The sequence below is a fragment of the Micromonospora sp. NPDC005205 genome (genome assembly GCF_040608275.1).
Classification (GTDB): Bacteria; Actinomycetota; Actinomycetes; order Mycobacteriales; family Micromonosporaceae; genus Micromonospora.
Window position 1 is genome coordinate 1 of record NZ_JBEXHV010000031.1, and the last position, 14,963, is coordinate 14,963.

Here is a 14,963-nt window from a genome sequence, read left to right on the forward strand (position 1 = left end):
GGGGCGACGACGAGCCGGCGTCGGCCGCCGCGAATCTGCGTACCTATGTGCGCGGGTTGCGGCGGTCGCTGTCCGGGGCGAAGCGGGGGGAGGTGCTGCGCACGGGAGAGGTACGGACGGCGTGACCGCGCTCCGCGCGGTGGTCCGCGTGCTCAGCTCGGCAGGCGGCCACGCGTGGAGACGAAGTGGTACGACATGACGGCGAACCCGGGGTCACGGAGCAGCCGTCGGAAGGCGTTGAGTTGCTGGGGCGACAGCCCGGCAGCCAGCAGGTCCGGTTCCAACTGGCGGGAGTTGGTCTCGTAGAGCGATGTTCCGGTCGACCCGCCGGCCCAGCTCTGCGAGTGGGTGATGGTGTCCAGGTCGGTCAGACCGGCGAGGGCCATCTCGGTGTGGACGTCCTGCGCCCATCCCAGGTCGGCGCCGTGGTCCTCCAGGACACCCATCATGGCGTCCATGACCTGCGCGAAGAGCTTCGCGGCGTCGTCGCTGGGCGCGGTCAACACCCGCTGCGGCGCGGTGCAGTCGAACTCCTCGACCACCAGCCACCCGCCGGGCGCCAGCGCGCCGGTGAGGGTACGCAGGACCCGTCGTCGATCGGGAAGGTGCAGCAGCACCAGCCGGGCGTGGATCAGGTCGAACGCGGCCCCGGGTGGCGGTTCGGTGCGCACGTCGTGCTGGCGTACGTGCAGGTTGCCCTCGGCCACCAGGTGTGTGGGGTCGATGTCGGTGGCCAGCACGTGCCCGTCGTCGCCGACCGCGCGGGCCATCCGCCGGGCCATCGAGCCGCCACCGGCCCCGACCTCCCAGCAGGTCGCGCCGGGCTCCAGCACCGGGCGGGCCAGCCGACGCGTCGTGATCGGGTCCAGGAAGGACTCCAGCGCGTGCATCTGGGGAACGGCGTCCGGCGCGCCGTTGTCGAATGTGTACGTGTCATCGCGTGCAGCGGTTGTCATCGGTGTCTACCTCTCCGTGAAGGGTCGGGTGACTCGAGAAGGGTCGGGTGACTACTACGGGGTGTCGGCCCAGAGCCGAGGGGTCGCTCTGTTGGCCGGGGGCGGCGCAACGGCGGCGACGCTCAACATCGCCGCCAGTGGGGCCGGATCGCGGCGGGCCTCCGCGGTCGGCCGGTCGTAGACCACCCGGCCGTACTCCAGCACCGCCACCCGGTCCGCGAGCTCGATGGCGTACTGGAGCTGCTGCTCCACGAGCAGCACTGTCAGGCCGTCGGCGGCGAGACCGTTGACGAGTTCGCGGACCCGCGCCGCCAGATCGGGCGAGAGCCCCTCACATGGTTCGTCGAGCAGCAGCACCCGGGGTTGGCCGAGCAGCGCACGGGCTATCGCCAGCATCTGCTGCTCGCCACCGGAGAGTTCGCAGCCGCGGTGCCGCAGCCGCACCGCCAGCCTCGGCAGCAACTCCAGGGTGCGGGCGACCGTCCAGCCTTCGCCGCCGGAGGTGGGGGCCCGCCACGGCGCGGCCGCCAGGTGCAGGTGCTCGGCCACTGTCAGCCGGGAGAAGACCCGTCGGCCCTGCGGGACGAGACCGACGCCGGACTGGGCGATGCGATGCGGTTGTCGGCCGGCGACGTGCACGCCGCCGATCTCGATGCGACCGCTGGACGCCCTCACCAGCCCGGCGATGGTGTGCACGAGCGTGCTCTTGCCCGCCCCGTTGCGGCCCACCACGGCCTGGATGCTGCCGGGGCGTACCCGCAGGCTGACCTCGTGCAGGACGATTCCCCCGCCGTAGCCGGCGCAGAGACGATCCACAGTGAGCATCAGGCCACCCCGTCGGCGTAGGCCTGCCGCACCAGCGGCGAGGTACGGATCTCGTCCGGTGTGCCGGCGGCCAACGTCTGACCGTCGCGCAGCACCGTGACCGTGTCGGAGAGGGCGTACACCAGGTCCAGTCGGTGTTCGACCAGTAACACGGCGACCGCCCTGGGCAGTGCCTGGAGGACCTCGACCAGCCGGCCGACCTCGACGGCGGACAGCCCGGCCGCTGGTTCGTCGAGGAGCAGCAGGCGGGGGCGGCCGGCCATCGCCATCGCGATCTCCAACTGGCGTCGTTGCCCGTGGGCGAGGTGCCCGGCGGGCACCGCCGCGACGGTGCTGAGCCCCATCTGGTCCAGCAGCGGACCGGCCAGGCGCTGTGCGGCGCGTCGGCGGCCGCCCCGCCACCACCGGCCGCCCGGGATGATCCGTGGCAGCGCGGCCACCACGACGTTCTCCGTCGCGGTGAGCGTCGGGAAGACCGCGGGTCGTTGGTGGATGCGGTTGATGCCCCGCCGGGCCCGGGCCGCCGGGCCGAGTCGGCCGACGTCCCGTCCGTCGAACCGCACCGTGCCGCGTTGCGGCCGGGTGGACCCGCCGAGGACGTTGAGCAGGGTCGTCTTGCCGGCCCCGTTCGGGCCGATCAACGCGTGCCGCTGGCCGTCGTGGATGCACAGGTCCACGCCGTCGAGTGCGGCGAGAGAGCCGTACCGCACGCTGATTTTCTGGGCTTCCAGCAGGCCGGTCATCGGTGCAGCTCCGCAACGTCGGCCTGGTCATGGGCGGCTGGCTGGTCCGGCTGTGGCGTCGCGGCGCCCGGTGGGCGCAGCCGACCCCGGGCCCGGTTGACACCGGTGGGCAGCAGGTAGACAGTCGCCACGAACAGCGCGCCGAGCACCAGTGGCGCATGGCCGGGCAGCACCCCGAACAGCCAGTCCCGGACGGCGATGACCAACGCCGCACCCACCAGAGCGCCACCCACCGAGGCGGTGCCACCGATGACGACACCGAGCAGCAGCAGCGCTGATGTGTCGAAGCCGAAGTCGGCGGGGGAGATGTACTGCTGGGCGACGACCAGGAGCGAGCCGGCGGCGCCGGCGATCGCCCCGGCGGCGATGTGCGCGCCGGACAGGTGCAACGCCACCCGGTGACCGCTGGCCCGCAACCGCGTCTCGTCGTCGCGGCCGGCACGCAGCACCAACCCCGACCGGGTACGCAGCAGCACCAGCACCGCGCCGACCAGCGTGGCCACGACGACCAGGGCGTACAGGTAACGGGCCTGGTCGTTGGCCAGGGGCGGGAGCCCCCAGAACGGGCGGACCGCGGGGATGCCGGCCAGCCCGTCCGTGCCACCGGTCACCGACCGCCACCGCCCCAGGACGATGACGACGAGTTCGCCGATGGCCAGGGTGATCATCAGGACGATCACCCCGCGGGCGTGCACGACGAGCGGCACGGTGAGCGCGGCCAGCAGCGCCCCGGCGGCCGCCGCGACGACGAGCTGCACGACGCCGACATCGGAGACCCGGCTGCCGACCACGGCGCAGGCGTAGGCGCCGGCCGCGTACGGCGCGGTCTGGCCGAGGGTGGGCATGCCGGCGACGCCGGTGAGCAGGGCCACGCTCACCCCGACCACTGCCAGCGCCAGCGTCCGGGCGAGGATCGCCGTGGTGTAGTCGTCGACCACCCAGGGCGCCACGACCAGGCCGACCAGGACGAGCGCCGCGATGCCGCCTCGAACTCGCCGGATCACCTCGCCCCTCATGCCGCCCTCCACCTGCCGGCCAGGCCACGCGCCCGTACGGCCAGCACGGCCGCCATGGCGGCGAACAGCAGAAACGGTGCGGCGGACGGCAGCAGCGCCACTCCCAACGTCTGGATCTCGCCGATCGCGAGCGCGGCCAGCAGGGTGCCCGCCATCGACCCGAGACCACCGAGGACGACCACCACCAGGGAGAGCAGCAGCACCGTGTCGGCGGTGCCGGTGCCGGGGCCGATGATGGGCGCGCCCAGGACTCCGGCCGCGCCGGCCAGCGCGCCGGCGGCGGCGAGCACACCGGCCCGGATCCGTGCCGGACTCACGCCCAGACACGCGACCATCTCCGGGTCGTCGACCGCCGCCCGGACCAGCATCCCGGCCCTGGTGCGTCGCACCACCAGGTAGAGGGCGGCGGCGAGCACCGCCGCGACGACGATGAAGACCAACCGGTACGCGGCGTAGCGGTGACCGGCGACCATCACCGACCCCTCCAGGGCTGCGGGCACCTGGACCTGCGGGTTGTCGGGCCCGAAGCCGGCGACGAGCAGGCTGCCGCCGGCCAGCGCCACTCCGAACGTCAGCAGCGCCTGACTCAGGTGATTGCCGGTGGCGACCGGTGTGAGCAGGCCGGCCAGGAGCACCCCCGCCGCGGCGGCGGCCAGCACACCGACGGTCAGCGCCAACGCCAGGCTCGCCCAGCCGCCGTCGAGCAGCGCCGCGGCGGTGTACCCGCCGATCGCGTAGAGCAGGCCGTGCGCCAGGTTGAGGATGTTGGCGACGCCGAAACAGAAGACCAGGCCCGAGGCGGCGACGAACACGAGCAGCCCGTAGGCGACTCCGTCCAACGCCGGGATCAGGTACGGGTCGATCCGGTTCGTGCCGGCCGCCACCACTATCACCGGCCGACGGTCGCGAGGTCGCCCACGACGGTGTTGGACAGCGCCCGGCCGTCCTGGCGGACCTGCCGCAGGTACCACTTCTGCACGGGAGAGTGCGTGGCGGTGGAGAACTGCCAGGTGCCACGCGGGCTGGCGATCTGGCCGAGTTGGCCGATAGCCGCGTTGATGGCCTCGGGGGTCGGGTCGTTTCCGGCCGCGCCGATCGCCCGGTCGAGCACCGCCGCCGCGTCGTACGAGGCCAGCGCGTAGGTCGTCGGCGAACCGTCGTGCTTCGCCTTCCACGCGGCCACGAAGGCGCGGTTCTCCGCGTTGTCGAGGTCGGGCGAGTAGTTGAGCACCGAGTAGATGTCCCGGGCGGCCTCGCCCTGCGCGTTGAGCACGCCGCCCTCGGTGAGGAACCCGGCCGCGTACAACGGGATGTCCTTGATCTCGGACTGGGCGTACTGCTTCACGAAGTCGACGGCGGCGCTGCCGGCGTAGAAGGTGTAGACGGCCGCCGCGCCGGAGGCCTTGATGCGGGCGAAGTACGGCAGGAAGTTGGTGGTGGCCGGGAAGGGAGTGAAGGTCGTCTTGCCGTCGGCGTTCGCGAGCTTCCCGCCGATCTTGCCGAAGGCGTCGGTGAAGCCGCGCAGCTCGTCCCAACCGCCCTGGTAGTCCGGGCCGATCGCGTACACGGAGCCCTTGACGTTGTCGCGGACGTGCTGGGCGATCGCCGCCCCGGGCTCGTCGGAGAGGTACGAGGTGTGCCAGACCCGGGAGACGTCCTTGAGCTCCGGCCGGCCGTTGGAGCCGACCAGTGGCACCTTCGTCTCGTTGAGCAGAGGGGTGACGCCGGCGACCGAGCCTCCACCGACGATGCCGGTGAGCGCGGACACCCGGTCCTGCTTGAGCAGCTTGGTCGCGGCCGGGACGGCGGTCTGCGCGCCGTTGCCCTCGTCCGCGACGACGAGGTCGACCTGCCGGCCGCCCAACTTGCCGTCGTGGGTGTCCAGGTAGAGCTGGAAGCCGTCGCGGATCTCCGTGCCAACAGCCTGGTACGTCCCGGACAGCGACGCGAGCAGGCCGATCTTTATCGAGCCGCCGGCGCTCGTGCCCGGAGCGTCGTCGCCGCAGGCGGTGCTGGTGGTCAGCACGGCGGCGAGCAGCGCGGCGGTGAGGGCACGGCTGCGCCAAGGCGTGGTGAGAGGCATGTCTAACTCCAGAGGAAGGGGAAGTGGTCTCCGGCGTGGGGGCGCCGGGGTGGTCAGCGGCTGCGGGCGAGCGCCGCCCGGGCAGCGGGGGTCAGCGCGTCCCCGATGCGGTTGGCCAGTTCGGTCATCTCGTAGGAGACCTTGCCCACGTCACACTCGGGCGCGGCGAGCACCAGCAGCGAGGCGCCGTCGTTGAAGGCCATGGAGAACATGAACCCGCCCTCGAGCTGGGTGACGTTCGAGATCACCGCGCCGGCGTCGAAGAAGGCCGCCGCCCCCCGCAGCAGGCTCACCAGCCCGCTACCCGTGGCGGCCAACTGGTCGGCCCGGTCCGGTGGCAGGTCGCGGGTGGCGGCCACCATCAGGCCGTCGCTGGAAATGGCGATCGCGTGGCTGACCTCGGTCGCGCGCGCCGCGAAATTGTCCAGCAGCCAGCCGAGATCCTGTTGGTCGGTCACGTGCTCTCCTGTCGCGTCATTTGTTACCGAGGTTGATCGGGGTGCGCCGTCGGTTGGCCACGCCCCGCGCGTACGCGGCCATCGCCGTGGCCACCTGCGCCGGGTCGCGGTACTCGGACCGTTGCTGCTGCTGGGGCACTGTCACACCGCCGGGCACGAGGTGCCGTTGCGGCTGGCGTTTGGGCAGGCCGGAGTTGGTGGTCGTGGCGACCTCGGGGGTGTGGGCCTGGGCGGCGGTACGCCAGGCGTCGTCGGCGGGGCTGGACCACTGCTGGCCGTTCTGACCGTTCTGGCCGTCGACAACGTCGTTCTGGAACCAGTGGTTGACCTGTTCGAAGATGAGCAGCTCCTCGGTGGGCGCGTCACCCCGGTCCGGCGGTGGGGGAGCCGGTCGGAAGACCGGCGCGGCCGGCAGGGTCCGTTCGGTCGGCGGGCGGCCGGCGGTGGGCTCGGGGCGCGGCTGGTACGGCGGCGGCGGGCTGGGTGTGCGAGCTGCCCGCCGCGACAGCCGGCCGGGTGCGAGCAGGTACTCCTCCGGTGGCAGCGACCGGATGATCGCCGCGGGCAGTGTCGCCTCGGCGAGGATGCCGCGTCGGGGGCCGCGTCGCAGTTGGACGGTGACGCCCAGCCGCGCCGCGAGCTGGCCCACGACGACCAGCCCCATCGCCCGTACGGCGGCCACGTCGATGGCCGGCGGGTGCGCCAGAAGTTCGTTGAGTTGCTGCATCCGCTGCGTGGACAGCCCCACGCCCTCGTCGCTGATCTGGACGATGACGCGGTCTCCCAGGCTTCGGCCGCTCACCCAGGTCTCGCTGCCCGGCGGCGAGTACGTCGTGGCGTTGTCCATGAGTTCGGCGAGCAGGTGCACGACCTCGTCGACGGTCTTGGCGGCCACCGCGACATCCCCGTCGATCATGCCGAGTCGGACCCGTGCGTAGTGCTCGATCTGGGACAGCGCTGCCTGGAGCACCTGCTGCAGCGGAACGTCGCGCTGGCGTACGCGCCCCACGCCGACACCGCCGAGCACCAGCAGGCTGGCGTTGATCCGGCCCATCCGGGTCGCCAGGTTGTCCAGTGTGTACAGCTGGTCCAGCCGGTCGGGGTCGGTTTCGTCCCGCTCGACCAGGTCGACCTGGGCCAGGACGGCGTCGACCAGTCGCTGTTCGCGGCGGCTCAGGTGGATGAAGATGTCGGCGGTGTTGGCGCGCATGACGGCCTGTTCGGCGGCGGTCCGCACGGCGGCCTGGTGCACGGCGCTGAACGCCTGCCCCAGTTCGCCGATCTCGTCGTCGCTGGACGGTTCGAGGGCGGCACTGGACTGCTGGTGGGCCAGCTTGTGTGGGTCGACGGCGGCGCTGCCCGGCTGTTGGAGCTGGGCCACCACGGCGGGGAGCTGTTCGAAGGCAACGGCGTTGGCCGCGTCCCGCAGCCGGCGCAGCCGTCGGGTGATCTGCCGAGCGACGGCCCAGGTCACCAACGCAGTCAGGATCAGGGCCAGGAGAACGCTGGCCGCCTCGGCGACGGCGCGGCGGCGCTGGTCGGCGTGCGCGGCCCGAACGTCGTCGCGGACCGCGTTGTCGACCCGGGCGCGCAGGTCGGCCAGCCGGGCGGCGCGCGACTGGGTGGTGGACACCCAGTCGTCGGTTTCCAGTTTCAGTTGCGACCCCGGCTGGGCCCGGGCCACCTCGTCCTGCATCCGTTGCAGGGCCAGCGCCTCCTTGCCGGTGCCGGCCTGCTCCCACCAGATGCTCCAGTCGGGTGGTGCCAGGGCCAGGAACGACAGGCTCGACTCGGTGTAGCTGGTGCGGGCGGCGGTGATGTCCTGCTGCATGGCCGGGGTCAGTTCGCCGCCCGCGACGGCGCGCAGCACGGCCACCTGTTGCTGACCGATGGCCTCGGCCGCCTTCGACAGCGCCGCCGAGGCCCGGATCCCGTCGGCGAGTGGGGCGTCCACCACGCCGTGTGAGACGTTCTCCCGAAAGCTGATGAGGTCGGCGATCGCGATGCGGTAGCTGAAGGTCATCGCCGACACCGACGCGTGCGTGGCGGTGCGCACCTGGGTGCGCAGCGGGGCGAGGCCGTCCAGGGCGGCGTCGATGCGCCGAAGGAGAGCCGAGCTGGTGCCGTTGTCGGTGGCCAGTCGGTCACGCTGCCCGCGGTAGCGGGCGACGGCGTCATCGGTGGCGGCCATCTCCACGCCGAAGGCGTCCTGCTGCTCCGGCCGGGCGTAGGTGAGCAGGTCGGCGGCGGCGATGCGTTCGCGTTGCAGACGGTAGCCCAGGTCGCCGGCCTCGGCACCGACCTGGGCCAGGATCTGCAGGTCGCTGGCGCGGGCCGTCTGGCGTGCGCTCTCGGTCAGTGCGAGACCGGCGAAGCCGATCACGGCGACGAGCGGGGCCGCGACGATGAGCCGCATCCGGCCGGCTATCTTCCAACCGCGTCGGCGGGTCGGGTAGGGTCTGGCCGCGTGGGACCGGGTGCTCGACGCCAAGATTGACTCCCACGACTTCGATGACGGTCTATCCGCACGTTGCCGAATGCAAGTCTCATTCGGCCGGAAGCCGCGCTCATAGACCAGACCTGGCCGTGGTACAAACTGCCCGTACCAGCATCTGTACCCAACGTCAGCGACCGGTGACGCCGCGAGGTCGAGTTGGCTCGTCGGGTCAGCGCTGGTTGTCGAGGGGTTCGGCCGACGGGTGCCGCCGCTCCGGTTCATCCGGTTCGGGTTGACCGTTGAGCACCTGGCCGATCAGCTCACGCAGCTCGTCGATCGCGTCCACCACGGCGCCCGGGTCGCGCGCGTCGCGCCGGCCGCGCTGGCGCGGCACCTGCTGATCCAGTCGAGCCGGCTCCGGGGCGCGGGGGCCTCGGCGACCGTCGGCCGCCAACTGCTCGGCCGCGACCTGCGGCCACAGCGCGGCCAACTGGCCGCCGGTGCCGAGCACGTCGTCGCAGCGCAGGGCGAACTCGTGACTGCCGAACCGGCGACCTGACTCGACCGCCGCGACCGTCTCCCGGCTGAACCGCACCAGGTCCGCCAGGGCTCGTTGGGTCAGACCCCGTTGGACGCGGCAGTCGCGCAACTCCCGTCGGAACCGCTGACTGGCCGCAGAGTGGGCCGAGCTCGACGGGGACGTGTGCTCCATGCGCTCACCTTCGTGGAACGGACATTCAGCGGCGGACGCCAGATCGAGATTGGCCGATGAGCCGAACATTCACAGAGGGCAATTCTTAACCCAGGAAGCGATGGGTGTGAAGACGTTCACCGGCATGGATCGTCGGGAAAAGCCGGAAAGATTCTCGCCGGACCCGGTGCCGGCGCTGAGGCGCGCCGGGTGAAACGGGCCGACGCCGACCCACCCCACCCTCGACCCGTCCGCAGGTCAGCACCGCTGGAGCCGGTGCCCGCTCAGCCCGCGCGCACTTCGGCCGTCGCGCCGTTCCGTGCCGCCGGCACGTCGGTGGGCGCCGGGACGTCGATTATCGCGAGCAGCGTGCGGTGCGCACGAAACGCGACATTGGGTTTGTGCGACCGATGTTGCTCCGGTGACAACCTCAGCTCGGGAATGGCTTCGGCGAGCCGACTGAGGGCGATTACGGCTTCAAGTCGCGCCAGTCCCGCGCCGATGCAGAAATGTGGACCGTGGCCGAACGACAGGTGATTACCCACATCGGCCCGGTGTGGGTCGAACCGATCCGGATCATGGAACGCCGCCGGGTCCCGGTTCGCCGCGCCGATCAACAGCAGGCAACGCTCCCCGGCGGGGATCGTCACCGTCCCCACCGTGACATCGCGGGTGGTCACCCGCAGCCAGCCGTCGATGGCGGGCGCGAACCGGAGCGTCTCACCCACGAAGGCGGGGACGAGCCCCGGGTCCGCGGTGATCGCCGACCAGCGCTGGGGAGCGGAGAGGGCCTGGTCGAGGGCATGCGCGAGCAAGCCGGCGGTGGTCTCGTGGCCCGCGACCAGGAGGTTGAAGGCGAGGCTCGCCACCTCGGGCACCGTCAGCACACTGTCGTCGTCGTCCCGGTAGTCCAGCGCGCGGCTGATGAAGTCCTCGCCCCGGTGTCCACTGTCCACCCGCTGGCGGACCAGGTCCTCGCAGTAGTGCCAGAACTCCAGCAGGCCCTGGGCCAGGCGTACCTGCTCGGCCGGGTCCGGCTGCCCCCAGATGAGGGCGATCTGCCCGTCCGCCCAACTCCGGATCCGTCCGATGTCGGCGTCGGGGACCCCGAGGATGTCCAGGACCACCAGCAGGGGAAGCTCGGTCGCGAACTCCGGGATCAGGTCGACCTGGTCGCCCTGGCGGGCGGCGAGACGGGACACCAACTGGTCGACCCGGCGTCGGATGATCCCGCCGTACTCTGCCTCGACCCGCTCGGCGGTGTTCGCGAAGGTCGCCCGTAGGGCCCGCCGGGTACGCGGGTGTGTCGGTGGGTCCGCCGCGGCCGTCGTGGGTGGCGCGTCGATCTGCATGATGACGTTCAGCGCCGGTGGACACACCTCGTAGACCGGGGCGAGGGTGAGGGCGTTGGCGAATGTCGTGGCGTCGGCGAGGGCCCGTCGGACGTCCGCGTGCCGGCTGATCAGCCACAGGCCCAGATCCTCGGCGTAGTGCACCCCGGCGGGATCGTCGAGAATGCGCCGCCACGTGCTTGCCGGATCGGCGAGATAGACCCCGGTAAACGGATTCAACCGCATGGAAAGCCTCCTGGTTGCACGCGGCGCGAAACCGGCAGCGCCCCATTGGCGATCCACTTCAGCCGGGCCGATAATGGCGTGCATCTGCCTCTGACTCTTTACGGTGCGCTGGGCGACCGTGCAAGTCAAGATTGGTTATCGTCTATTTATTGGTCGGCATAATTGCGTGTTGCAACAGCCGAGTGAATCTGGCCGCATGCAAGTTGCGGCTCGGTCTTTGCCCTGAAGTCGACCCGGCCGGGGATGCAATCAACTCGCCGCTTTCGCTCATGATCGGGGAAACGACACCCGAGACGAGAAGTGACGCCGGGGCCCGGTCACCGACCGCTGCCGAAGACCCTGGCGCTGATGAAATCGGTCGGCGGAGTCGGCCCGCGACACCGCCCACGCCTCGCGGGGGTTCCGGTCCACGCCGGAACCCCCGCCCTTCTTTCATCGTGACGGCCCGGTCAGCGCCCAGCGGTCAGGGCGCCCACGGGGTGGCGATGTTCCATGTGCTGTCGGCGGTCCACGACGTCGGCGTGTTGTAAGCGTCGCCGCCGGCGCCGTTGCTCAGCCAGACCTCCGCGTTGTAGTGCCGCAGGTACCTACCCCGGAAGTTGTACGACTCCAGCGACACGCCGGTGCCGGTCAGCCCGGTGCGGGCGCACCAGGTGGCATCGGCGCGCAGCAGCGCGGAGCCGTCGTCCGGCGAGTTGCGGACCCGGGAGTTCTGGTGGCGCAGGTACTGCCCGGGAAAGTTGACCGACTCGAACGAGAAGCAACCGGAACCGGCCAGACCGGGCCTGATGGTGTACGTGGCGTCGGCCTTGAGCAGGCCGGAGCTTGCGGCGTCGACCACCTCTGTGTAGGCCAGGCTGTCCTGGTGGCGTAGGTAGCGGTTGGTGAAGCCGGGCGTGGTCACCTGCAACGACCGGCGGGTGTTGACGGGTAGGGCGACGGGTGCCGAACTGCCGATGGTCTTCGAGGCGTTGATCAGGGCGGTGTTGGCGGCGCGTACCCGCGCCTGGTCCATTTTGATCACCTGGCGGTCGTAGGTGATGAACCCGTTCAGCTCACCCTCCAGGTCGGTGATCTCGGTGTAGATCGAGGCGCTGAGCCCCTTGCCGAGCATCAGGTTCTGGGTGCCCTGCACCAGCCCCACGTACCGGTCGGTCAGGGCGGTCGAGCTGGACTGCCACTCGTAGGCGAAGAAGCTGCCGCTCGGGCTGTACTCGTGGCCCGACGTGTGCAGTCCCAGGCCGCCGAACTCGCCGAGCACCGCGATCCGGCTGCTCGACGGTACGGGCGAGTCCGGGCCGAGGTAGACGTGCCAGTCGTCGATGTCGCCGTTGCCGGGGTTGCCGAGGGACTGGCAGCAGTTGTGGCCGCTGTGCGGGTTGACCAGACGGGTCGGGTCCTGGTTCTTGATGTTCTGTGCGACCCGTCGGGTGTCGGCGAGGGACCGCTCGCCCCAGCCCTCGTTGTACGGCGTGTACGCGATCACGGCGGGTGAGCTGCGGTGCTCGTCGACGATCTCGCGTGCCTCGGCCTCGAACTGCGCCTGCTGGGCGTCGGTGGGGTTGACATCCTGTGCCGTCAGCGACGGGATGTCCTGCCAGACCAACAGTCCGAGCCGGTCGGCGTGGTAGAACCAGCGCTGCGGCTCGACCTTGATGTGCTTGCGCACCATGTTGAAGCCCAGGTCCTTGTGTTTCTGCAGGTCGAAGGCGAGGGCGGCGTCGGTGGGCGCGGTGTAGAGCCCGTCCGGCCAGAAGCCCTGGTCGAGGGTGCCGACCTGGAACACGAACTGGCCGTTGAGCTTGGGACGCAGCACCCCGTTGACCAGGCCGGTGGTGATCTCCCGCATGCCGAAGTAGTGCGTGGTTCGGTCCACTGTGGCCCCGGTGGTGCCGCGCACTGTCACCCGGAGGTTGTAGAGGAACGGGTCGTCGGGTGACCAGCGGCGGGCGTTGGGCACCGGCACGCTGAAGTCGGTGAAGCCGCCGGTAGCCGAGCCGACCGCTGTGGTGCCGTTCAGCGCCTCGGCGAGCACTGTGTGGCCGCTCACGTCGCCCCGGGTGAAGACCCGAACGCGCACTGTGTTGTTGCTCAGGTTCGGGTAGACGTCCACGCTGCTGATCGAGGCGGCGGGCACCGGCTCCATCCACACCGTCTGCCAGATGCCGGAGCTGGGGGTGTAGAAGATCCCGCTGGGTGTCTTGGTCTGCTTGCCGATGGCGGGCAGGCTCCCGTTCTGCCGGGTGTCGGTGGGGTCCCAGACCTTGACGACGATCTCGTTCGTTCCGGCGGTGAGCTGGGGCGTCACGTCGAAGGTGAAGGCGTCGTAGCCGCCGGTGTGCGCGCCGACGCGGACACCGTTGACCCAGACGGTGCTCTGCCAGTCGACGGCGCCGAAGTGCAGCAGGGTGCGCCGACCCGACCAGTTCGCCGGGATGGTGACGGTGCGTCGGTAGAACAGGTAGTTGCGGTTGTCGTTGGCGGCCCGCTGGATGCCGGACAGGGCGCTCTCCACCGGGAACGGCACGTTGACCCGCTCGGGCAGGTTGGTGCCGAACTGCGGCGCGTCGTCGGTCGTCGACTGGCGTAGCTGCCACTCGCCGTTGAGGTTGAGCCAGTCCGGCCGCGTCATCTGGGGTCGCGGGTACTCGGGCAGTGGGGTGCCGGTCAGGGCCTGGCTGGTCCAGGGGGTGGTCAGTGGTGGCGTCTTGGCCGGTGCGGCGTACGCCGGCGAGGCGGGCGCGGTGAGGACGCCGGCGACCAGGGTGAGGATGAGCAGCAGTGGCAGGGCGGGGCGGATGGGGACGTGACGTGTCATGCCGTCTCCGGGGGGCGAGTCGCCGCGGGCGGTGCAGCCAGGCCCGAAGCGCGTGGGTGGTGGGCATCGGGTGGTCATTGACGGGGGACGGGCGTCAGCGACGGATGTCGGTGGGATCTCCACGCGCCAGCGGCGGCAAAATATTGACATCCATCATCACCTGTATAACGTTATAGAGCCGCGCCGACCCTCCCGTCAATGCCTGTTCATCAATGTCCGGTCGGCCCGCCTGTCGACTGCGCGAAAGGTTGGGGATGGGCGTCAACCTGAAGGACATCGCCCAGCGCGCCGGTGTCTCGCTGGCCACGGTCTCCAATGTGGTGAACGGGTACCGGCCGGTGGGGGAGCGGACCCGACAACGGGTGCAGCAGGCGATCGATGAACTCGGCTACAGCCCCAACCTCGGCGCCCGGCACCTCCGTCGGGGCCGTACCGGCCTGATCGCCTTGGCTGTCCCGGAACTGACCAACCCGTACTTCGCCGAGCTCGCCGAGATCGCCATCTCCGAGGCCGCCGTGCTCGGCTACACGCTCGTCATGGAGAACACCGCAGCGGACCGGGAGGCGGAGTTGGCGCTCCTCGACGGCTCGCGACAGCGCATCATCGACGGCCTGATCCTCAGCCCGGTGCGCATCGGCCGGGAGGAGGTGCTGGCCCGGTCGGCCGGCAGCCCACTCGTGCTGATCGGCGAGGGCGTCTACGACGTGCCACACGACCACATCGCCATCGACAACGTCGCCGCCAGCCACGCGGCGATCCGGCACCTCGTGGCGATCGGCCGCCGCCGGATCGCGTTCATCGGCGCCACGCCAGGAGGTGACCGGCAGTCGGCCCACCTGCGGGTCCGGGGTTACCGGGAGGCCCTGGCGGCCGCCGGCCTGCCGTACCGACAACGGCTGGTGGCCCGCACCGACGCGTTCGGTCGGCTCGACGGCATGCGCGCCATGCGTGACTTGCTCGCCCTCGGTGATCCGCCGGACGCGGTGTTCGGTTACAACGACCTGGTCGCCATCGGCGCGCTGCGGGCGCTGGCCGAGGCCGGTCACCGGGTGCCCGAGGACGTCGCGGTGGTCGGGATCGACGACATCGAGGAGGGGCGGTTCACTGCCCCGACCCTCACCACGATCGCCCCGGACAAGAGGGAGATCGGCCGTCTCGCGGTGCGCCGCCTCGTCGCCCGCATCGAGGGCGCGGAGGTCGCGGGACCGCTGACCGTGCAGACACCGTTCCGGCTTCTCCGCCGAGAGAGCACGGGCACGCCGGACGCCTGACCACCGGTCGCCCGCGCGCCGTGCGAGATCCATACCGCCGGTGGTACGACCCAGAGAGGATGACCCACTAGATCCATAGACCTCAATA

Annotated in this window: 12 protein-coding genes; 1 reads left to right on the forward strand and 11 read right to left on the reverse strand. The window is 71.0% G+C overall.

The genetic code is table 11. From position 1 onward, the window contains the following. Nucleotides 1-152: 152 nt before the first annotated feature. From ABZU43_RS31870 to ABZU43_RS31920, 11 genes are all read right to left on the reverse strand, one after another. Entirely contained in the window at nt 153-956 is an 804-nt protein-coding gene (locus tag ABZU43_RS31870) for a methyltransferase domain-containing protein (protein WP_355010078.1), read from the reverse strand. A 54-nt stretch (nt 957-1,010) separates the two neighbouring features. Continuing rightward, nucleotides 1,011-1,781, reverse strand: coding sequence for an ABC transporter ATP-binding protein (locus tag ABZU43_RS31875; protein WP_355010079.1), 771 nt, complete (start codon nt 1,779-1,781; stop codon nt 1,011-1,013). Beyond that, the gene (locus ABZU43_RS31880; protein WP_355010080.1) at nt 1,781-2,524 is read right to left on the reverse strand and encodes an ABC transporter ATP-binding protein; all 744 of its coding nucleotides are present in this window, start codon (nt 2,522-2,524) and stop codon (nt 1,781-1,783) included. Before ABZU43_RS31880 ends, ABZU43_RS31875 begins: the two co-directional genes overlap by 1 nt. After that, nucleotides 2,521-3,540 (reverse strand): branched-chain amino acid ABC transporter permease, encoded by a 1,020-nt coding sequence (locus ABZU43_RS31885; protein WP_355010081.1) that lies wholly within the window; start codon nt 3,538-3,540, stop codon nt 2,521-2,523. Before ABZU43_RS31885 ends, ABZU43_RS31880 begins: the two co-directional genes overlap by 4 nt. Further along, on the reverse strand, nt 3,537-4,433 hold the full coding sequence (locus tag ABZU43_RS31890; RefSeq protein ID WP_355010082.1) for a branched-chain amino acid ABC transporter permease: 897 nt from the start codon (nt 4,431-4,433) through the stop codon (nt 3,537-3,539). The genes ABZU43_RS31885 and ABZU43_RS31890 overlap by 4 nt, the downstream gene beginning before the upstream one ends. After that, nucleotides 4,430-5,623 (reverse strand): ABC transporter substrate-binding protein, encoded by a 1,194-nt coding sequence (locus ABZU43_RS31895; RefSeq protein WP_355010083.1) that lies wholly within the window; start codon nt 5,621-5,623, stop codon nt 4,430-4,432. The genes ABZU43_RS31890 and ABZU43_RS31895 overlap by 4 nt, the downstream gene beginning before the upstream one ends. A 53-nt stretch (nt 5,624-5,676) precedes the next feature. Beyond that, a complete protein-coding gene (locus tag ABZU43_RS31900; RefSeq protein ID WP_030490280.1) occupies nt 5,677-6,081 on the reverse strand; it encodes a roadblock/LC7 domain-containing protein in 405 nt (134 codons plus the stop codon). A 16-nt stretch (nt 6,082-6,097) separates the two neighbouring features. Further along, nucleotides 6,098-8,497, reverse strand: a complete 2,400-nt coding sequence (locus tag ABZU43_RS31905; RefSeq protein ID WP_355010084.1) for a nitrate- and nitrite sensing domain-containing protein — start codon at nt 8,495-8,497, stop codon at nt 6,098-6,100. Between the two features lie 250 nt (nt 8,498-8,747). Next, nucleotides 8,748-9,230, reverse strand: coding sequence for a helix-turn-helix transcriptional regulator (locus tag ABZU43_RS31910; protein WP_355010085.1), 483 nt, complete (start codon nt 9,228-9,230; stop codon nt 8,748-8,750). A gap of 263 nt (nt 9,231-9,493) precedes the next feature. Further along, nucleotides 9,494-10,786: a cytochrome P450 gene (locus ABZU43_RS31915; RefSeq protein WP_355010086.1), complete on the reverse strand. Its 1,293-nt coding sequence runs from the start codon at nt 10,784-10,786 to the stop codon at nt 9,494-9,496. A gap of 463 nt (nt 10,787-11,249) precedes the next feature. Beyond that, nucleotides 11,250-13,604, reverse strand: a complete 2,355-nt coding sequence (locus ABZU43_RS31920) for an AbfB domain-containing protein (RefSeq protein WP_355010087.1) — start codon at nt 13,602-13,604, stop codon at nt 11,250-11,252. A 254-nt stretch (nt 13,605-13,858) separates the two neighbouring features. Here ABZU43_RS31920 and ABZU43_RS31925 point away from each other — a divergent pair, with 254 nt between their 5' ends. Continuing rightward, entirely contained in the window at nt 13,859-14,875 is a 1,017-nt protein-coding gene (locus ABZU43_RS31925) for a LacI family DNA-binding transcriptional regulator (protein WP_355010088.1), read from the forward strand. The last annotated feature ends 88 nt before the right edge of the window (nt 14,876-14,963 follow it).